This window comes from Sphingomonas sp. HT-1 (assembly GCF_048568905.1).
Lineage (GTDB): Bacteria > Pseudomonadota > Alphaproteobacteria > Sphingomonadales > Sphingomonadaceae > Sphingomonas.
The window spans coordinates 1,149,835-1,167,948 of record NZ_CP183770.1 but is presented as its reverse complement, the minus strand read 5'-3'; the positions used below and the strand labels follow the sequence as shown (position 1 = coordinate 1,167,948).

The window sequence follows — 18,114 nt, the reverse complement described above, 5'->3', positions numbered from 1 at the left end:
CCCGAACGGGAATGGGGGATGACGAAGGTCGGGCCGGAGCACGAACATGACGTAATCGCGGGAGCGGTTGCCACGTAGGTTTGGTGGTAATGTTCGAACACCTAGTCTAGCCGGTTGGCTGCCCCCCGATAAGATGAAGATACGGGCTCACGATCGACACCGGGCCCAGGCATCTAACGGAGGACAGCCATGGACCAGTATATCGGCCTCGACGTATCCATAAAAGAGACGGCGATCTCGATCCGGCAGGGCGGCAAGAGGATCTGGCGGGGCAAGTGTGCGTCAGACCCGCAACTACTCGCGGCGATGATCCGCAAGCGCGCGCCGGAGGCCCGGCGGGTAGTGTTCGAGACGGGACCGCTGTCAGTGTGGTTCTACCACGCGCTGACCGCGGAGGGCATGCCGGCGATCTGTATCGACGCGCGGCATGCCAAGGCGGCGCTCGACATGGCCGCGAACAAGACTGATGCCAACGATGCCGATGGCTTGGCGCATCTGGCCGAGATTGGCTTCTACCGGGAGGTCCGGGTGAGGGCTTCGACAGCATGCTGATCCGTACGCTGGTCACGGCGCGTCGCCAGCTTCTGAAGATGCGATTGCAGATGTCCAACCAGATCCGCGGGCTCATGAAGACCTTCGGTCTCATCGTGCCCAAGGGGGCCGGCAGTGTGTTCGAACGCAACGTCGGTACCCTTTTGGAAGGCGAGGATAAGCTCGCGCGCATTGTCTTGCCGATGCTTCAGGCCTGGGGCCATATCCGGCTTCGGGTGGCCGAACTGAGCAAGCAGCTGGTGGCGATGGCAGGCGAGGATCAGCGCTGCCGTCTGCTCACCTCGGTACCTGGCGTCGGTACCGTCACGGCCACCGCCTTCGCCGCAGCGGTGGAGGATCCGGCGAACTTCAGGAACTCGCGCGCCGTCGGTGCATGGGTCGGGCTTACCCCCAGGCGGTTCCAGTCCGGCGAGGTCGATCATGATGGGCATATCTCACGTCGCGGCGACCACAAGCTGCGCAGCCTGCTTCATGAAGCTGCCGCGGTCATCCTCAACCGGTCGACGGAGACGAGCAGGTTGCGGACCTGGGCGCTCGCACTGAAGGAAAGGCTCGGCTTCAAGCGGGCGGCCGTGGCGTTGGCACGCAAGCTCGCGGTGATCATGCATGCGATGCTCAAAACGGGCGAGCTGTTCGACCCGCAAGCCGGAAACCCCGCTGCCGCTTGATTCTGTTCGATACCTGTCGACGGAAGTCATTATCAGCCATTCCACCGATAGCGTCCTTGCATGACGCGCCAAGTCGTCCCTGCCGGGACGCGGACGGGATCATTCCGCGAAGCGGGAAGCACTGCGGGCCTCTGGTGGAGTGCGTCACGAACATAGGAAGATCTCACCGACGGAACCCATCCTGCGGCGATCAATCTGGCATCGACCGCGTAGATGACCCTGTACCCGGCATACGAACACCACCGGCTGGAACGACTGACCAAGTTGCACCTGCCCCTTGACGAACGGGCGATTAGACGACCCGCTGCGCGGGGCGATTTTGGTAATGGAGACGTGGGTATTGACCCACCCGCAGACCTATGGCCCACTTTCCATCGGAGCGGCGGCGCTGTCGATGATCAGTCGGCGCTGGTGATCAGCTACGGCATCGTCCGGCTGGTGCTCAGCCTGGCCAGTGTCGACCGGCTCGAACCTGTCACAATCTTAACATCATACAGGGAGCGGCCGCGCGTGCTGACCAAGCGCAGAACGAAGATTCCGGGCGGTGCCGAGGCAAGGCAAGGTTAGCCGATGGGTCATATTGATATGCCGTTCCTGGCATTTCGTACCGCGCTCAGCGAAGACAGTGGCGTGCGCTCGGAATTTGCGCTTACCGTGGCCGATATGCTCGCCCATTTGCCGGCTGAAAGCCCACTGCGAAACAGACTGACCGACGATATGCCGATGCGCGTTGGAGCCCCTGGCTATGAAGATGCTGTTGGCGACATTTTGTTCACGCTCGGCAACACCGCCGCGCGGGGAATGCCGACGCGGGGCGTGCGGATCACAGCGTTGCTCGCTGACTGGCGCAGCTGTTCAGCCTCGACGAGCTGATGACGCTCGAGCCCGTCGGCAATTATTATCTGCAGCTGCGCATTCGTGGTGCGACGAATAGGCCAGGATTGTCGAGAAAAACGTACAAATTCGAGCTAAGTCCCCGTCCTCGCCTTACGCATCTAACGCTTCCGGTTCCTCACTGAGCGCCGCGTCGATTGCCTTGGGATGCGGGATGGCGAGCAGCTTTACCTTCCGCTCGTTCTGGAAAGATACCGCGACCCGCTGCACGACCGTTGCGGGATCGCGGCGGTATTCGGCCTGCAGGGCTGCGTCGCGGCTGAGGTCCAGCATGAACTGATATTCGGGCGAGTAGCCGGTGAGGCGGTAACCGGCCGGCGCGCGAAACTGCGCAAGGTTCCGGATCGTCGCGCGCTCGCGTGGGCCGTCGCGGCGGTAATCGTAGATGCGGAACGGCCGCGATGTGGTGTCCCCCGCCTTGGTGCAGCCGAGGGCCACGGAAATCTCCGCATCCGTCTCCACGTCGTCGCGCGGTTCGATATAGAAGGTGGACAGCGACGATATCTTCGCGCGGTTCGCGTCGGTGGCAAGGTCGCCGATCCGGATCCGTTCGACCAGCGCATCCATTCCCACATATTGCGGCGCAATGTAATGGGTCACGGTCCAGTCGGGCCCGTAAACATCGGACAGATGCCGGGCGAGCACGTCGAACCCGCGATTGGCGAACCCCTGGCTGGTATAGCCCAGTTCACCAACCACCCCGACCTGCCACAGAACGATGTGCAGCGTCGTGTCGAGGCGACGGCGGCGAAGCAACAGATCGGTGGCTTCGAAACTGGCAAAGCCGGGTAGCGCCGGGTCGAAGCCAAGATCGGCGATTAGATAGTCGAGCGCGGAGATGCCGGGCCGCATCCGCGCCTCGTGCCCCTCATGGCGAGCGATGTGGATCGCCCGGTGCGCGGGCATCGCGAACACGCCCGGGTGGCCATAGAAGATGGCGACCACCCGTTGCCCGAGCCGGACGTGGTGCAGCATCGCCTGCGCCATCCGCACATAGGTGAGGTGGCGCTCGATATCGTCATTGTAGAGGATGCGCAGATCATAGGCGTCGGGTCGCATCTGCCCCAGCCAGACTTGCGTCACCTTGTCGTAGACGCAGTGGAACAAGGCGTCGGCAGCGCGAATCTCGTCCTCCGCATCGCGGAGAAAGTCGGTGAAGGCGAGGCCCGATCCCATCACCATCAACCGGCCCTTGCAAGCCGGATCATATTGCGCTGCCGCAATTTCGGCGGCGAGCGCTTCCCAGCGCTCGGTCATGTCGCGTGTGGCGGTATTGGCGTTGTTCACGATCATTCCCTTTCCATCCGGACGGGCGGCGCATCTGCTGCGCGGCGATTTCAAGCGGTGCTGGCCCGTCAGTGCCGACCGTTCGACCGAAATCGGCAGACGGCACGGCCGTGTCAGCCAACACAACCACCATTTCGGCAAGGATCGGGCGGTAATTGCTCCGCTGCCGGATCGAACCAGCCGGGGCCGATCAAGCAGGCAGCAACGCGGACGCTTAAACCTACGATATCCGCGCCGCCTGCACCGCGCATCGGGTGCGAAATGCTCCCCCTACCGGCAACTTTCAGCGTCAGCCCCCCGCACTCGGCCGGCGCCGGCAGGATGCGAGGTCGTAGCGAAGCGCCTGCGATGTGGCGGCGGCATAGGGCTGCATCGCAATACCCTCGGGTCGCATATCTCGATCGGGCATAGCGTCCGAGAAAAGCGTCAACACTTCTCCCTGCCAGCCGACCGCCAACGGCCTTGGCCTACCGAGATCAATCGGCTGCCCGCATCCGCTCTTCTGGCAGAGGACCAGCTTCAGACGCGCTTCGCCGGATGCGGGTGCACGGCCATCGGGCGTCACCCCGCCGGTGGTTTGCAACACCAGCGCAGCGACACGCCCGTCTGCGCTTCGCGCGGTTCGGCCACAGCCATAATCTGCAGCCGATGCGGGCTGGATCACGCCGACGAGCAACGCCGCGATCACCGATCGGAGCAGTGCCGGCCCAAGCCTACCGGCAACCTTCATCCGCATGGTGCGGAATCGATGTTGATCGGGGAGTAGCTCTGGCCGGTCGCCAGATATTGCTGCGCGGCCGAGATGCCCAGATTGACGTGCGGCTGGTCCTGAAGATCGTCATGGGGAATGCCGGTGCCCGGATTGCCCTCTTGCATCGCGGCGGCAACCGCCCAGGTTTCCTCTGGCGCATAGCCGGCCACGGTCATCATGTAGCCGTACAGAACGTTGCCATAGGGTTCGAAGTAGCTGGTCTCAACCCATTGGCCCGCCGCCTCGCTATAATAGCTCTGCGTGCCCGCATCCACCGTTCCCGGCATCGAAGATGTGCCATACTCCTTGAAATCCAGGAAAAACGGATTGCTTGGATTTGTATACATATCATTCAGTTCGACATAGATCTGGCCAGGATACCCGCTGGTCCTCACATCGTGGAGATGCTCCGCGACGGCGTTGATGTAGGTGTTGTCGATGCTCTGGGGCACGTAATATTTGCGCCATCCAGGCCATCATATTTCGTGCCGTCGGCCGTCTCGATCGTAGCAGGATTGCTGTCGCCACAGGGCGGCTCCGGGGGCTGCGGCTGTGGCGCATCGCCTCCGCCATCGCCGCCGCCGCCGCCGCCGCCGTCCCCGTAATCGCCCCAGTCGCCCCCGCCACCATCGCCGGGATTGGCGGTCACCACGATGTCCCCGCCGCTGTCCGTACCGTCGGTGACGGTGCCGCCGGCGATCAGTTCCTGCTCCTCAAGCGTCAGTTCACGCATCGCATTACCCTTCGCCGATTCGATGGCGACAATGCTAGCCGATGCATCGCCTTGCTCTCGGCGCAATCCCATCCATGCCCGGCAGGGCGGCCCTGTGATTTGCTCCGCTATCGGAGCGATCGGAGCGGCGAAGCCACCCCGTGAAAGGCAAAGAGGGGTGCCCCGGCGCGCGCAGCGACAGGAAACGGATGTCGATGGGTGCCCTCGTACGACGATGGCGCAGGTCTACCGGCTGCCCCCCTCCCGCCCGGTGCTAGCGCAGGCGGCATTGCCCCTCGGCCTGCCCCGGCAACCCGATAAGGACCGTTCCCGATCCGCGGGCGACATGGCGGACGCCGGACAAGGTGGGATTGCCCGCGTAGCGGCGGCCATTGAAGGGGAGCGCGCCGACATATCCCACCCGCACGCCGCCGCCATTGACGGCGACGCCCAGGTCCTGCCGGCCGCCATGGCGGGTCTCGAGCACGTGGATCGGAAGCCGGGCCGGAACGATCGTGCCGAGCGGCCGATACCCCGCTCGGCCCTCACGCTCAAACACATAGGCGTTGCACCCGCCCGAACCGCAAATGCGCGGTCCCGCTACATAGGCGATCACATCGGGCTGGCCCCGACCCAGCCGGGCTGGCGCCACGACAACGACATTGTCGTCAAAGAACGTGTCCGCGCCGATGCGCGGCCGGGCCGCGGCAAGTATGGCGCGCCGAAGCCTGGGAGCATCGATCCCGCCCGCTCGTGGCGCGCAATCCGCGTAGCCGTCCTGGGCTTGCGGGCCCTGTCCCACGGCAGGACCCGCAAGCGCCAGGGCGACGATCGCCGCGGCCGGCCAGAGAACGTAATCCAATCGGTCCATATGTCCGGCTCCTGTCGTCAGCTGCAGCCGCCGTTATCGGGCCCAGCGCCTGGCGTGATCCCGGAGGCGGGTTCCTTGAACGCGCCCATCAGCCCCATAATGTTCGAACCGTAGTTGTTGCCCGTCGTACCGACATCGATCGTTGCCGGGTTGCCCGAAATATCGTCCACGCCGAAATTATACGACGCTGCGGTCGCTTGCGTAAGCTGATCCGCCGTGAAATTCGGGAATTCGGCACACAAAGATGCCATGTTGGAGGCGAGAAGGCCGGCGGCGTAATCGGCCGAGAAGGCAAGGTCGTGCGCCTGCGCCTCGGTCACATTGGGGTGCGCGCCCAAATCGATCTGGAAAACGCCGCGTCCCAGGCCGTCGGGCTGATCGATGTTGCTGAAGCCACTCTCGCGAATGCCGATCGCGGCCAGCAGCGCCGGGTCGATGCCGTGCGCGTTCGCCGCAGCGACGACCGTGTTCCAGCCGTCGATCGCGCGCTCGACGCTGGCCTTGTCCTTGTTGGCGGTATCCAGCGCGGCCTTGACCTCCGGGCTGTCTGCCCAGTCCGCCGGCGGTGTCGAACCGGCACAGTTGGGATCGGGTGGGGAATCGCCGCCACCGCCGCCATCGCCATAGTCGCCGTTATCGCCATAGTCGCCCCAATCGCCCCAATCTCCCCAACCGCCGCCGTCGCCTGGGTCGGCGGTGACGACGATTTCGGGAAGGTCGGTGGTGTCGGTGCCGCCAGCGATCAGTTCCTGCTCTTCCAAGGTCAATTCGCGCATTGAGAAAGCCTTTTGCTCGATGAAGGATGCGCGATGTTACCCCGCCGCCGCAAACCGCTCTCGGACTATTCGATCCAGATCAGGCGGGCGTCCTGCGTCGTTTGCACCATGGCCGGAGCATATCGATCAGGGCGTGCGCGGGCCGTCTGGCCGCTGCTGGCGCGGGAGCAGCAACAACTGGCGGCCCTTCTGGTCGAGGATGAACGGCCCCCGCGAGAGGAAGCCGTTTCCAAGTAATCCGTCGGCCGTGCCGGCAGGGACATAGCCGCTATCCACGGGGACGCGATCGATGCGAACAGAGCCGATCCGCAACGCAGCCTCACCGATTTGGGTCGCGCGCGTGGTGCCGTCGGCGGAAGTCTGGGATCCGTCGCGCGTCGGCGCACCTGCGGGAATGACGCGCTGCCACGCCGATTTCGACAGGCGGATGACGCCGCTATAGCCCAGATCAATCCTCAGCCCGACCTTCTGCTCGTTGAGTTCGGCCGCCACGGTTGAGCCGGGCCCGATCTGCAGGCTGGTGGTGCCCGTCATTGGCTTGGCGCTGCCGCCCTGGTGGAAGGACAATTGCCTGGCGCGGGGATCGATCAGCAGGGCGAAATGATCGAGCACATCGCTGCCAAGCACCGCGTCGATGGGCTTGCCCAACGCGCGCTCAACAGGGCGAAGATCCAGCGCCACCATTGCGCCCTCCGCTCGGAAGCTGCGAGCCGCCTCGATTGTCACCGCGTCGGTCGTCGCCGTGGCGACTTCGGTCAGCGCGCTGGTTACGACGCGCCGGTTGGACGGGCGGAGCCCGATCCCCACCCGCTGCGCGAAACTGCGGTCGATCAGCGTTCGATCGGCGCCGTTGTCCAGCAGCACCGTTGCCGGATGGCCGTTGATCGTCACGCGAAACAGAATATTGTTCCGCACAACCTCATACGCGATCGGCGCCCGATCGACCCGGTCGGTGAGCCGGAGCCGGAGCGTAGCGGTATCGGCGCCCGGCGGCGTCGCCTCCGAGCGATCCTGCGAACTGTGCGGCTGAAAAAGGGCGAGGCACAGGAAAAGGATCCGCATATTGCCCGCCTAGCCGCGGGCCGACAGACTGGCACATGGATAGCGCTTGTCCATGACGGCGCCGAAACTGTCGGCGAATTCGCGCGACTGCCATGCCGCGGGCAGGGTTTGAACCTCGGCAAGCACGGCATCGACAGTGAGATCAACCTGCGAGGGCGGACAGGCACGCGGGGGCTTGCCCGCCGCACGCGCGTCGAGCAGTTGCCGGCGATAGGCTCCAGCCACCGCTGCGAACTCGTCCAGCAGCGCCTTGAGTTCGGGTGTCGCCAGCGCCTGTTCGGCCGTGACCGCGCTCCCGGCCGGCTTTGCCGCCTGCGATGCCGCCTGCCAGCGGGCAACGAACTGCCCGGTCGGTGTCGCCAAAGCGCCTGCGGGAAGGAGGAGCGATGCGAGGAGTATGGCGGCTTTCATGATTCCAACCCTAAAGATCCAGGCAGCGGGTCGACCAGCGGAATCGGGCGGCCCGCGCCATTGTCACGATGGCATCGTCCCGATGCCGGGCGGGACGATGCCGTCCCGCCCGATACGTCAGAAGTTCAGCTTGACCCCGGCCGAGACCGAATAGTTCGTCCCGTTGCTGCTGAAGGTCAGCGATCCCGTCAGGCCGTTGGAGAACGTTACGCCATAGGTGCCAGTGGCCATCCCGCTGTTGAGATTGACGCTCCCGGTGAAGCTGTTGACGTCGTCCTTGATGTTGAGCGTGAGCGACTGAACGTCCATCGTCGCCAGGTCCCAGACGAATTCCATATAGCCCGACGCGTTCTTGACCTGCGCAACGATGTCCGCCGAACGCGCCGCTTCGTCGAAGCGCGCACCGATCACAACGATCTCGCCATTGTTGTCGGTCGTCGTGTCGGTTTCGGTGTCGCCGCTGTCGCCGCCCCCACCGCCACCGCCACCGCCACCGCCACCGCCACCCCAATCTCCGCCGCCGCCGCCCCAGTCGCCGCCACCGCCACCATCGAAGATCGGCGGATAATATCCCCCATCGTCGCCCGGGTTAGCGGTCACCACGATGTCGTCACTCAAGGCGGTGGCTGTGGTCGTACCGCCGGCGATCAGCTCCATTTCCTGCAACGTAAGCTCGCGCATCGAACGCCCTTCCTTACTGGTTCCAGGGCCAAGCTAGCGCTCCGGCACTTCCTTGCCTCGTGCCATTGGTTCCGCAGGGCGAGGCATCGGCCGCGATTTGCACCACTTGCGGAGCAATAGGGCAACGGTCGGGGCCGAAAACCTCTCGCCAATCCCCCTTAGCCGCGCGCGTGCAGACAATCAGCGAGGAAGCGATCGATCGGCGGCCGGTAGGCGGAAGCCGCAAAGGGGGCCTCTATCGAGTGCCCGACTGCCGCCGGCAGCCCACGGATTGCGTTTGTCGGAAGCATCTGTGCGAGCGCTGCCAGATCCTTGCCAGTCACCGCGAGGTCGCCGGCAGCATAGGCGACGCGCACATTCGGATGGCGCCCCGGGCCAAGCAGCGCGGCGAGATCGAGAGACTCGCTCCCCGCGAAGTAATCGAGAAAGGCCTTGTCCGATTCCATGGTAACCGCGCGATCGCTGGGATTTGCAGGTGTCAGCGCAAAGTACCGCGCCGCGCCCCCCTTTGCCCGGACACGAGCGACGAAGGTCGCGGGCGCCGCCGCCAGCGGCGCGGCCATCAGGAAGCCGACATGCGGGTGTCGCGCGGCGCTCGGCGCCGCCACCGCCGCGCCCATACTGAAGCCGATCACGCAGACGGGGCCGCGCCGTTCCAGCGCCTTCAGCAGTGCCTCGACCTCGGCGCGTGCAGATGCGGCATCGCCTCCGCCTTGTCGAACACGATCGATGCCCAGATAGGCAGGCACCACCACCGCCGCCCGGCCCGCCCAACGCGCCAGGAGGTGGTTCGTCGTCGCCCGCGTGGCAAGACCGGCGAGGAGGTTCTCATACGGTCCGCCGAGCAGATAGACGATCGTGCCCGCCGAGCTGCCCGCCGGCGTTGTAACCAGCGCGGGCATCGTCCCGCTTGCAGCCTGGAAGCCCGCGCTGGTCAGTGTGAAGTCCGGACCGCGAAAAGTCTGCCCGCAGGCGAGATCGCCTGAATGCAGCAACCGGTTCTCGGCTGCGAAGGCCCGCGAGCGGGTGTCAGTGCCGCACCGGGTGAAGGGCGGCGGCGGCGGCTGGGTGGATGCGGGGGCAAGCGCGACCTCTTTCTCCAGAAGCGAGACCTGCTCCCCTTGGAACACAAGCCGGTGCGTGCCGCGGCCGCCGGTCGCATGCAGCCAGGTCTGAGCTGGTTTGGCGGTGTCGCCGGCACGACACCAAAGGGTGCCATCGGGCCACCATCGCCCACCATCGCTGTCGTACAACTTCGTCTTGTCGGGCGGTGCGCCGCAGCCGTTCGCCGCCGCGCGAACTTCGGTCGTCATTATGAAGCCGGCGCCGGCTGCAGCGCCCCGATCAGATGGTCGAGGATCGCACGCGGCGACCGACATCCACAAGCTCATCAGGGCGATGCGCCCGGCGCAACGCGTCATTCGTTGACCCGGCTCACGTGGAAGGTAATGCTCGTCGAGGAGGAGTCGTTGGAGGCAAAGCCGCCCGATACGGTGGCGGCGCCCGCGTTGAAGCTGGCCTGGCCGTTGGTGCTGGTGAAGGTTATCGTGTCCGTTCCGTTCGGATCGTCCACGAATTTGCCCTGCAGCTTGTCGTTCTCGTCGTAGAAGCACCATGTACCTTGGTCGTGCCAGAATTGCGTCCATGGCCCAAGCGCCGGCGTGATCGACTTAACGTCGCCCCAGTCTTCGAACATGTCCGGCCACCAGTCGTTAGCGGGGCATTGTTCAGTCGGACGTGGCGCCGTGACGACGATTTCGTCCGGATCGGGTTCTGGTTCGGCGGGGGGCGCATCGCCACCGCCACTGTCGCCACTGTCGCCACCACCGCCGCCGCCCCAATCACCGCCGCCACCCCAATCGCCGCCGCCGTCATTGAAGATCGGCGGGTAATATCCACCACCGTCACCAGGGTTTGCGGTCACCACGATATCGTCGCTCAAAGCGGTGGCCGTGCTCGTACCGCCAGCGATGAGTTCAAGCTCTTGCAACGTCAACTCGCGCATCAAATGTCCTTCCGGGCTGATCCCAAAAGCAAGCTATCGGTTCATTGCCCCCTTGCCTCGCACCATCGGGTCCATGCCAGGAGCCATCAGCCCCGATCCGCACCGCGGGCGGATCGGGTTTTCGAGCGGTCTTCAGCTGATGATCCGCATTGGCCCGCGATGCTCGAAGCGGGCGCGATAGTCCGCCCCGCTTCCGATATCCTGGATGCCGTTATGAAGCAGGAACACGCGGTCGGCCGCGGCAATCGTGCTGGGGCGGTGGGCGACGATCACCCTGGTGATGTCAGCCGACCGCAGATACTCGTTGATCCGGTTTTCACAGTCTAAGTCGAGATGCGCCGTCGCTTCGTCGAGAACCAGGAAACGCGGCTGCTTGTACAAGGCGCGTGCAAGGAGGATGCGCTGCACCTGACCGCCCGACAGGCTCGAACCCAGGTCGCCGACATAGGTGTGCTCGGCCATGGGCAGTCGCCGCACCTCATCGGCGATCGCTGCCTTCTCCAGGCAGTCCCACGCGCGGTCAACGTCCAACAGTTCGTCGAAGAAGGCGACGTTCTCCAGTACCGATCCCGGCAGTAGATCATCGTTCTGGAGAACCACGCCGATCGACGAGCGGATCGCGCGGGGTCCCCAGATCGACAGCGGTAGGCCGTCCACTCGCACCTCGCCGAACGAAAGGGGATATAGGCCGCACATCGCTTTGAGCAGCGTCGATTTGCCGCAGCCGGATCGGCCAACGATCGCTACCGCTTCGCCGGCGTTGATCGTCATCGATACGTTCTGGAATACCATCGGCTTGCCGGGGCTGTAGCGATAGGCCGCAGAGATCAGCTCAATCTTGCCCTTTAGCTCCGGCAGGTTACTCGGCTCGGTTTCGAGACCGCGCTCGGGCTCGGTTAGTACGACATCGGCGATGCGCGAGTTATAAACCTCGAGCATCCGCCAGTTGATGATCGTGTCGACCAGCGTACCCGCACGGCTGGCGAATTGCTGGCGATAGGAAACGAACGCGTAAAGGGCGCCGACGGTGAAGCTGCCCGCGATCACGCCTTGCGCGCCGAGATAGACGATGATGACGAAGGTGGCGGTATCGAGCAGCCCCTGCAGCGCGCCGATCAGGCCTGTGGCAAGCCCGTTGTTCTGCTGCGCCTTCACCAACGATGCCTGCTTGTTGGCCCACAATCCCTCGCGATGCGCCTCGCCGGACATCACCTTGATCGTCTGAATCGAACGCAGCGTCTCGATGCGGCGGCTCTGCTCCCCGATCGAGGCGCGAAACTGTTCGCCTGCGAAACGCAACGTCATCGGAAGCGCCGCGAATCGGGCCGCCATCGACAGCAAGAACCCGACCAGGCCGACCAGCGCCAGCGGCAGGGAATAGACGAACATCAAGGCGAGCATGCTGATCGACAGCACGCCGTCGAGAACCGAACCGATCAATCCCGTGGCGATCAGCGCCTTGATCGGCTCGATCGCCTGAAAACGCACCATTGTGTCAGCCAGTTTGCGCTTTTCGAACCAGGGGAGCGGCAGGCGGATCATGTGGTGAAACAGCCGCCGGCTCATGTCCCAGCTCAACACTGCGCCCAGCCGTTGCAGCACAACCGCGCGCATCGCCGTCGCTCCGGCATTGAACAGCGCGAAGAGAAGGAATCCGGCCGCCAATGCAAACAGCAGTTCCTTGTCGCCGCGCAGGGCACCGCTGTCGACCGCGCCCTGGATGTAGAGCGGCGAGGCGATCAGATAGACCTGCAGTACCAGCGACAGAAACAGCGCTTGAACGATTCCGCTCTTCACGTCGGCCGACCAGTGGATCAGCGACAGCGGATTGAACGGCGGCCGCTCGATCTTGCGCTGAAAGCGCGGCGAGGCGGCAAGTTCGAGCGCGATGCCGGTGAAGCATAGGCCCAACTCAGCCATGGGCACGGTGACGTGGCCGCGAGCCGGATCGAAAATGCGGACCTTGCCGCGCTGCACCTTCTCGAGCACGACATAGTGCTGCAATCCCCAGTGCAGGATCGCCGGCAGCTGAAGGTCGTCCAGTTCCTCCGGTTCGCAGCGTACCGCGCGCGTCGTCATGCCAATGCCGTGCGCAACTTCGCTCAACTGGCGCATGCTCATCCCGCGCAGGGATCCGGGAAAGCGCTGGCGCAGCCAGGCAAGGTCGATCTGCGAGCCTGCCCGCTGCGCCGCGACGGCAAGGCAGGCCAGGCCGCATTCGGCGGCTTCGCTCTGCAGGTTGCGTAGCGAGGAAAAGTTCATGTGCTGCGCTTCCTGAAGGCTTGGAGCGGGTCGAGGACCCAGTCGAGCAGCGACTGGCGATCGAGAATCAGGTCGGCGCGAAGCCGGCTGCCCGGCGCTAGCACCCAGGACTTGCCATAGGCATCGATCGCCTGCGCCTCGAGCTGGACCTTGACGCGATAGACCACGCCCTCATCGGCCAGCGTCCGGGACGGCAGTTCACGGGCATCGACCGGCGTGGTGGAAATGGCGCGGACGGTGCCATGACCGGTCCCGAATCGCTGATACGGGAAGGCGTCGAACATCAACCGCACCTGATCGCCAGGCGTGACGAAACCGATCGCGCGCGAGGGTACCCATAGGACAGCCTCAAGCTTATCGCCCTGGGGCAGGACGGTCGCTAGCGGCGTATTCGCGTCTAGTGCAGAGCCGATGACGGCGCGCACCGTAACGAGGCGGCCAGCATAGGGGGCGACGAGGATGACGTCGCGCTCGGCGTCAGACTGGGCGCGCTGCTGTTCCAGTTGGGCCTTGTTCGAGCGGAGTTGCGCAACCGTGCGGGCCGTATCGGCGCGGGCCTGGCCGGAGGTAGCGCGCAGCGTCGCCATATCGGCACGCGCCTGATCAATCTGGCGTTCGGTGTCGCTGATCGCCTGGCGGATCATGATTACCTCGGCCTCTTTTTCGCGCAACCGCATCTTCGATACGAAGCCGCGGGCAAGCAGCGTCTCGAGCCCGGCGAGGGTCTCCTGCGCAAGCGACAACCGCTCGCGCTGCAGCGACGCCGCTTTTGTCAGATGTCCGATCTGCGTTTGGGCGCCGGCGAAGCGGCTCGCCGCTTCCTCCTGCCGCGCGCTGTCAGACCAACGTTCGGCGACCATTTGCTGGCGCAGTTCGGCCGCCTGCGTATCGTTCGCCCGGGCCAGGCGGCTCCCCAATGTCTCGCCTTCCAGCGCGGTGTCGAGCGAGATCTTCATCAGCCGCTGTCCCTTGCGGACCATTTGCCCCTCGCGGACATAGATGTCGGTAACCCGGCCCGGCCGCGGGAAGGTGATCGTCGCGCTGCCACTTTGCGGCTGAAGAAAACCCTCGACCGTCTCCTTGCGCGCGAAGCTGGACAGGAAGAGCGTCGCCAGCACGGCAACGAGCAGGGCGACGATGAAGGCGACGACAACCCAGCTAGCAATCCCGAACAGCGGCACCGGCCGTCCATGGCGCGAGCGCAGCCCCTCAACAGCCTGGGCACGGAACAATGCCGTGGCGGGTGGCAACTCCCGTTCACCCGAACCGTTTGTATCGCGATCGAGCGGCAGGCTGGCAGGTGGGATATCGTCGGCCGCCGCGGACACAGGGGAGCTTGGCAATGGACACCATCCTCAAGACCATGGACTCGAGCCGCATTGCAGCGGAGGCACTCGCGTTTCCGCCATTTGTTGGACCGGAACGCGAGAGCACGCCTCTCAACGCGAGCCCCTATGTTGCGCGCCTCTCCCACCTCAGAGAAGGCAGCTTTCTCTCCAACCGCGAGGCTTTCGTCCGGCAATTCGTTGCCGCGGTGGATGATTTCCGAACTTTCGGGGTCCGTGCCGTTGCGGCATTGCTGGGCGGCAGCGCGATCGGGCCTAAGCCTGACCCGGGCGATCTCGACGCTGTCATCTTTTACGAGTCGCTGTTCGGAACAACGCCCAACATACGAGGCCTCCGAACATACCTAAAGTCGTGCAAGGCGAAACGCCTCGACCTTCGCGCGCTCCCATTGGATGCTGATCCGATCGTGGTTCTCAAGACCGTCTCGTTTTTCAGCATGCTGTACAGCAAGAACGAGGGTAGCATGACGATCGTGCGGGGGCTGGTATTAGTTGACTGCCGGGAAGAGGGGGATAGCGCGTCTTCGTAACGTAGATCCACTCATCGTACGAATCCGTCTTTTTGACGCACCTTAATTTCAAACTGCAACCTTCTGAAATATAGGCGTTATACAACTTGAGTCGCCGGACATGTCAGCGGGGCGCTGGTATTCGGTTAAGCTAGCGAGGTCGCATATGACCGCACACGCAATTGCTTCCATCGCCTTTACGACACCTCAATCGTACGATCCGGACAGTGGGCCGCGCAGCGGTGAACTGGCCTGCGAGGTCCAGGCACTGTGCGCCAGCGTCGAACTCTTGCGACACAGCGTAGAAACCGCGGGCAGGGCAGCCATCGAGGCGCAATCGATAGAGCAGCGGGCCCTGAAAATGGCGAAGCAGGCGCTGAACGTCCGGCAACGGCGCGAACGGATGTTCGGCCCCGGCCTGTTCTCTGAGCCCGTCTGGGACATTCTGCTCGAGCTTTACATCGCGCGCGCCGAAGCGGCCGACGTGCCGGTGGGCAATGCCTGCCTGGCTGCGTCCGTGCCGATGACGTCGGCACTGCGCTGGTGCCAGCTCCTCCAGGATCGCGCCGTCATCTACCGCGAACGCGATCCCAAGGATGGCCGGCGCGTATTCCTGCGCATGACCGACGAGAGCTTCGCCAAGCTGACGTTGCTGCTGGGCGGCGGCAACCCGGCCGATTTGCTTCCGCTGGCGGAGTGAAATCGGCCTGATTCCAGCGGCTTTGGGAGTCGACGCGGGCTTGGAAGGTGCATGCGCGGCCGACACCATCGGCACTGTGATGCGCCATCAACGGAGAGGATGCAGATGAACAATGCCCTTGCGACCCTCGGGACCCCCGTCCTTCTCCACGCCGCGCCCGAACCGGATCGGGAAGCCGCGGCGCTCGCCTTTTTGCGCGGCATCCCGGGTACGCGAATCCGCCATACCGACACGACATTGCTTGCCCATCTCCAGGGCGTCTACGCAAAGCTCAAGGCCTGGGGCTGTCGGGACGATCTATGCTTCGCCGGGCTGTTCCACTCCGTCTATGGCACCGAGCATTTCCGTCGGCAGACGATTCCTATCGCAGCGCGCCCGCGGGTTACCAAGGTGATCGGGAGCGACGCGGAAGCGCTGGCGTTCCAGTTCTGCACGCTCGATACCCGCGCCTTCCTTGCCGATGTGGAGGCGTTCCTCGGCGCGCGCATCGCGGATGCGCCGATCGATCCCGAAAAGAGCGACCTGCTCCATCTCTTCGTCGCTAACTGGCTCGAACAGTTTCCACGGATGCGCGCTTCGCAGCGTTCCTCGCATATTGGGTTTCTGCGTCACGCGCGGCCGCTTTTGCTACCGGCCGCAGCGGAGGAGGTGGAGGCAACATTCGGCTTCAACCTTCCCCTGACGCCGCGGGATTCGGAGCGCGAACTCGAAGCGCTCGATCGTGGGACAGGCACGCTGAGAATCCTCGACGATTTCGTGCCCCTGCACCTTCGCCACCAGCTTTCGGCGCTGATGGGGCGCAACATCTGGCGCTATGGCTGGAAGGCCGCCGATACGCAGACCAGCCACTTCTTCTGGCACTCGCATTTCGCCGGCGACAGCGACGACCATGGCAACACCGATTGCGAGCACGAGCTTCACAACCGCCCGCTCGTCAGCCCGGTGCTCGAGCTGTGGCACCTGATCCGCGACCAGTTGGCGCCCGGCCACGTGCCGGTCCGCGTCTACGCCAACGGCCAGACCTATGGCGGTGACGGCCACATCCACAGCGATGCCGATCAGCCCGGACACTTCACGTCGCTCTATTACGCGCATCCCGAATGGGATCCGAACTGGGGCGGCGAGACGCTGTTCTACAACGCGGGCAAGAGCGACGTCGTCGCGGCCGCCTATCCGCGCCCGGGGCGGCTGGTACATTTCAGCGGCAATATCTTCCATGCCGCCCGCTCCCCGTCGCGCGACTGCCCCGCGCTGCGCAGCGTCATCGTCATCAAGACCTATTGCCCGGCAGCCTGATGACCGCGTCGGCGGTACCGCGGCGCTGGCTTTGGCGCAAACCGCTGATGCCACCTGCCTGGGACGCCCTTGGGGAGCATCGCGCAGTCTTCCATGCCGCGGACGCTGCTATAGCGGCCGGCGCGCGCCGGGCGGCGGCGCTGGCGGATGCTGGGCTGAACAGAAGGTTGCCGCCGCCGCGGGATCGACTGCGCGGCATTCATCATCCGCTGGCCGCCAAGTTCGCGCCGGTAGGCACCTCGATCGACCTGTCGCGATCGCAGATGGAGCGGCGCGCGGCGCTGGCGATGGCCGACGAAGCCGCCGGTCTGCCCCCTCTGGTGCCTGCCGCGCAGCTGGTTCGTACAGCGGCTCGCCATCTCGTCGACAATCCGGCGTTCCGCACCCGTCAGATCGCGACCGATCGCGATCCGATGGGCCGCCACATCGTCTTCCCCGGCCCCGAACATATCGAGCCGCAGCTTGGCCGCCTGGATCGGTTCCTGGCGGAATCCGTAGGGGCGCCGAGCAGCTTTCGGGCGATCGTCGCAGCGGCGATGATCGTGAACTGCCATGCGCTGAGCGACGGCAACGGCCGGGCGTCGCGCATCCTCTTCAATTTGATCGCGGGGCCAGGTGCCGCCCGGGACTATTATCTGCCCCTCTATGAAATCGGCGTCTTTTCCCGCGGCGGCTATATCATCCGGCTGCGCCAAGCCGAATTACATGCCGACTGGGGGCCGCTAGCAGAATTCACTCTCGCGGCGGCGTCTTTCTGGCATCGTCAGATGGCGATCCCCGCCGACCTGCCGATCCCACGGTGATACGCTGCTAATGTCATGGGGTTCGCACGAAGCCAGCATGTCCGAGGATTGCGACGGTGGTGCCCTGGCCGGACTCGAACCATCATGCCTTTTCACGGTGCGGGAGCACCCGCTTGAACGTGTTGATTTGGGACCTAAATGCTTGTCGCGGTCGGCGATTTCCGCCTTCTGCCGAGTGAAGCTCCACACCGACCGAGCTCAGAGGTCCGTGGGACGCCATGCTCCGGTTGGTCGGGGCCAATATGAACGATGGCCTGTGCTCGAAGCCTAACGGCTTGGCCCGCGATGGAGCGCCTTGCTGCCAGATGACTGTGCGCTGAGCGACGGCGGGTTCTGGCAGAAGCTGCCGTCTTAACGGCGATCGGCGAACGGCGTATGTTGGTCGGAATCGGACTGTCGCGATCTGAGGCAAGCGTGGGATCAAGTGGTAAGGTTGGGCTTACGGCGCACCGCGCTTGGCCAAGAACTGCACCAAGGTCGTAGCGAACTGCACCAGACGGTGACGGATGTGAAAGACGGGAACAGCGG

19 protein-coding genes and 1 pseudogene are annotated in these 18,114 nt (G+C 64.5%); 7 read left to right on the top strand and 13 right to left on the bottom strand.

Going from position 1 to position 18,114, the window contains the following annotated elements:
• Nucleotides 1-189 precede the first annotated feature (189 nt).
• From ACNFJ7_RS05560 to ACNFJ7_RS05550, 3 genes and pseudogenes are all read left to right on the top strand, one after another.
• A pseudogene (locus ACNFJ7_RS05560) lies at nt 190-1,220 on the top strand (IS110 family transposase).
• Nucleotides 1,221-1,433: 213 nt separating this feature from the next.
• Nucleotides 1,434-1,787: a hypothetical protein gene (locus ACNFJ7_RS05555; RefSeq protein WP_019369592.1), complete on the top strand. Its 354-nt coding sequence runs from the start codon at nt 1,434-1,436 to the stop codon at nt 1,785-1,787.
• Nucleotides 1,788-1,790: 3 nt separating this feature from the next.
• On the top strand, nt 1,791-2,093 hold the full coding sequence (locus tag ACNFJ7_RS05550) for a hypothetical protein (protein WP_019369591.1): 303 nt from the start codon (nt 1,791-1,793) through the stop codon (nt 2,091-2,093).
• Between the two features lie 114 nt (nt 2,094-2,207).
• Here the strand turns inward: ACNFJ7_RS05550 and ACNFJ7_RS05545 are convergent, their stop codons facing one another.
• The 13 genes from ACNFJ7_RS05545 to ACNFJ7_RS05485 all read right to left on the bottom strand — a co-directional run bounded on the left by ACNFJ7_RS05545 (nt 2,208) and on the right by ACNFJ7_RS05485 (nt 14,260).
• Entirely contained in the window at nt 2,208-3,407 is a 1,200-nt protein-coding gene (locus ACNFJ7_RS05545; protein WP_019369590.1) for an SAM-dependent methyltransferase, read from the bottom strand.
• A 283-nt stretch (nt 3,408-3,690) separates the two neighbouring features.
• The gene (locus tag ACNFJ7_RS05540; RefSeq protein ID WP_019369589.1) at nt 3,691-4,131 is read right to left on the bottom strand and encodes a hypothetical protein; all 441 of its coding nucleotides are present in this window, start codon (nt 4,129-4,131) and stop codon (nt 3,691-3,693) included.
• Nucleotides 4,128-4,439, bottom strand: a complete 312-nt coding sequence (locus ACNFJ7_RS05535) for a hypothetical protein (RefSeq protein WP_152997947.1) — start codon at nt 4,437-4,439, stop codon at nt 4,128-4,130. Before ACNFJ7_RS05535 ends, ACNFJ7_RS05540 begins: the two co-directional genes overlap by 4 nt.
• Nucleotides 4,440-4,543: 104 nt before the next feature.
• Nucleotides 4,544-4,885: a hypothetical protein gene (locus ACNFJ7_RS05530; protein WP_156804366.1), complete on the bottom strand. Its 342-nt coding sequence runs from the start codon at nt 4,883-4,885 to the stop codon at nt 4,544-4,546.
• A gap of 253 nt (nt 4,886-5,138) precedes the next feature.
• Entirely contained in the window at nt 5,139-5,735 is a 597-nt protein-coding gene (locus tag ACNFJ7_RS05525; RefSeq protein ID WP_058805492.1) for a hypothetical protein, read from the bottom strand.
• A gap of 17 nt (nt 5,736-5,752) precedes the next feature.
• On the bottom strand, nt 5,753-6,511 hold the full coding sequence (locus tag ACNFJ7_RS05520) for a hypothetical protein (protein ID WP_019369585.1): 759 nt from the start codon (nt 6,509-6,511) through the stop codon (nt 5,753-5,755).
• Nucleotides 6,512-6,637: 126 nt separating this feature from the next.
• On the bottom strand, nt 6,638-7,573 hold the full coding sequence (locus ACNFJ7_RS05515) for an aspartyl protease family protein (protein WP_019369584.1): 936 nt from the start codon (nt 7,571-7,573) through the stop codon (nt 6,638-6,640).
• Nucleotides 7,574-7,582: 9 nt separating this feature from the next.
• Entirely contained in the window at nt 7,583-7,936 is a 354-nt protein-coding gene (locus ACNFJ7_RS05510) for a hypothetical protein (RefSeq protein WP_019369583.1), read from the bottom strand.
• A gap of 165 nt (nt 7,937-8,101) precedes the next feature.
• Nucleotides 8,102-8,665, bottom strand: a complete 564-nt coding sequence (locus tag ACNFJ7_RS05505) for a hypothetical protein (RefSeq protein WP_019369582.1) — start codon at nt 8,663-8,665, stop codon at nt 8,102-8,104.
• 158 nt (nt 8,666-8,823) lie between these two features.
• Entirely contained in the window at nt 8,824-9,978 is a 1,155-nt protein-coding gene (locus tag ACNFJ7_RS05500) for a hypothetical protein (RefSeq protein WP_019369581.1), read from the bottom strand.
• A 104-nt stretch (nt 9,979-10,082) separates the two neighbouring features.
• Nucleotides 10,083-10,670 carry a hypothetical protein gene (locus tag ACNFJ7_RS05495; protein ID WP_019369580.1) on the bottom strand — a complete coding sequence of 196 codons (588 nt, stop codon included), beginning with the start codon at nt 10,668-10,670 and terminating at the stop codon, nt 10,083-10,085.
• A gap of 132 nt (nt 10,671-10,802) precedes the next feature.
• On the bottom strand, nt 10,803-12,932 hold the full coding sequence (locus tag ACNFJ7_RS05490) for a peptidase domain-containing ABC transporter (protein WP_019369579.1): 2,130 nt from the start codon (nt 12,930-12,932) through the stop codon (nt 10,803-10,805).
• Nucleotides 12,929-14,260 (bottom strand): HlyD family efflux transporter periplasmic adaptor subunit, encoded by a 1,332-nt coding sequence (locus ACNFJ7_RS05485; RefSeq protein ID WP_019369578.1) that lies wholly within the window; start codon nt 14,258-14,260, stop codon nt 12,929-12,931. Before ACNFJ7_RS05485 ends, ACNFJ7_RS05490 begins: the two co-directional genes overlap by 4 nt.
• Before the next feature lie 14 nt (nt 14,261-14,274).
• Here ACNFJ7_RS05485 and ACNFJ7_RS05480 point away from each other — a divergent pair, with 14 nt between their 5' ends.
• From ACNFJ7_RS05480 to ACNFJ7_RS05465, 4 genes are all read left to right on the top strand, one after another.
• Complete coding sequence (locus tag ACNFJ7_RS05480) at nt 14,275-14,808, top strand: hypothetical protein (protein WP_019369577.1); 534 nt, start codon at nt 14,275-14,277, stop codon at nt 14,806-14,808.
• A gap of 145 nt (nt 14,809-14,953) precedes the next feature.
• Complete coding sequence (locus ACNFJ7_RS05475) at nt 14,954-15,487, top strand: hypothetical protein (protein ID WP_152997944.1); 534 nt, start codon at nt 14,954-14,956, stop codon at nt 15,485-15,487.
• A gap of 105 nt (nt 15,488-15,592) precedes the next feature.
• Nucleotides 15,593-16,783, top strand: coding sequence for a DUF6817 domain-containing protein (locus ACNFJ7_RS05470; RefSeq protein WP_160327969.1), 1,191 nt, complete (start codon nt 15,593-15,595; stop codon nt 16,781-16,783).
• Complete coding sequence (locus ACNFJ7_RS05465; protein ID WP_026009153.1) at nt 16,783-17,586, top strand: Fic family protein; 804 nt, start codon at nt 16,783-16,785, stop codon at nt 17,584-17,586. The genes ACNFJ7_RS05470 and ACNFJ7_RS05465 overlap by 1 nt, the downstream gene beginning before the upstream one ends.
• Nucleotides 17,587-18,114 lie beyond the last annotated feature (528 nt).

Bases quoted from the DNA above. Each gene is read 5' to 3' on its own strand.
- ACNFJ7_RS05530 (WP_156804366.1), bottom strand. From the start codon at position 4,885: ATGCGTGAACTGACGCTTGAGGAGCAGGAACTGATCGCCGGCGGCACC.
- ACNFJ7_RS05535 (WP_152997947.1), bottom strand. From the start codon at position 4,439: ATGCCGGGAACGGTGGATGCGGGCACGCAGAGCTATTATAGCGAGGCG.
- ACNFJ7_RS05500 (WP_019369581.1), bottom strand. From the start codon at position 9,978: ATGACGACCGAAGTTCGCGCGGCGGCGAACGGCTGCGGCGCACCGCCC.
- ACNFJ7_RS05495 (WP_019369580.1), bottom strand. From the start codon at position 10,670: ATGCGCGAGTTGACGTTGCAAGAGCTTGAACTCATCGCTGGCGGTACG.
- ACNFJ7_RS05505 (WP_019369582.1), bottom strand. From the start codon at position 8,665: ATGCGCGAGCTTACGTTGCAGGAAATGGAGCTGATCGCCGGCGGTACG.
- ACNFJ7_RS05515 (WP_019369584.1), bottom strand. From the start codon at position 7,573: ATGCGGATCCTTTTCCTGTGCCTCGCCCTTTTTCAGCCGCACAGTTCG.
- ACNFJ7_RS05475 (WP_152997944.1), top strand. From the start codon at position 14,954: ATGACCGCACACGCAATTGCTTCCATCGCCTTTACGACACCTCAATCG.
- ACNFJ7_RS05480 (WP_019369577.1), top strand. From the start codon at position 14,275: ATGGACACCATCCTCAAGACCATGGACTCGAGCCGCATTGCAGCGGAG.
- ACNFJ7_RS05520 (WP_019369585.1), bottom strand. From the start codon at position 6,511: ATGCGCGAATTGACCTTGGAAGAGCAGGAACTGATCGCTGGCGGCACC.
- ACNFJ7_RS05550 (WP_019369591.1), top strand. From the start codon at position 1,791: ATGGGTCATATTGATATGCCGTTCCTGGCATTTCGTACCGCGCTCAGC.
- ACNFJ7_RS05465 (WP_026009153.1), top strand. From the start codon at position 16,783: ATGACCGCGTCGGCGGTACCGCGGCGCTGGCTTTGGCGCAAACCGCTG.
- ACNFJ7_RS05470 (WP_160327969.1), top strand. From the start codon at position 15,593: ATGAACAATGCCCTTGCGACCCTCGGGACCCCCGTCCTTCTCCACGCC.
- ACNFJ7_RS05545 (WP_019369590.1), bottom strand. From the start codon at position 3,407: ATGATCGTGAACAACGCCAATACCGCCACACGCGACATGACCGAGCGC.
- ACNFJ7_RS05555 (WP_019369592.1), top strand. From the start codon at position 1,434: ATGACCCTGTACCCGGCATACGAACACCACCGGCTGGAACGACTGACC.
- ACNFJ7_RS05540 (WP_019369589.1), bottom strand. From the start codon at position 4,131: ATGAAGGTTGCCGGTAGGCTTGGGCCGGCACTGCTCCGATCGGTGATC.
- ACNFJ7_RS05525 (WP_058805492.1), bottom strand. From the start codon at position 5,735: ATGGACCGATTGGATTACGTTCTCTGGCCGGCCGCGGCGATCGTCGCC.
- ACNFJ7_RS05490 (WP_019369579.1), bottom strand. From the start codon at position 12,932: ATGAACTTTTCCTCGCTACGCAACCTGCAGAGCGAAGCCGCCGAATGC.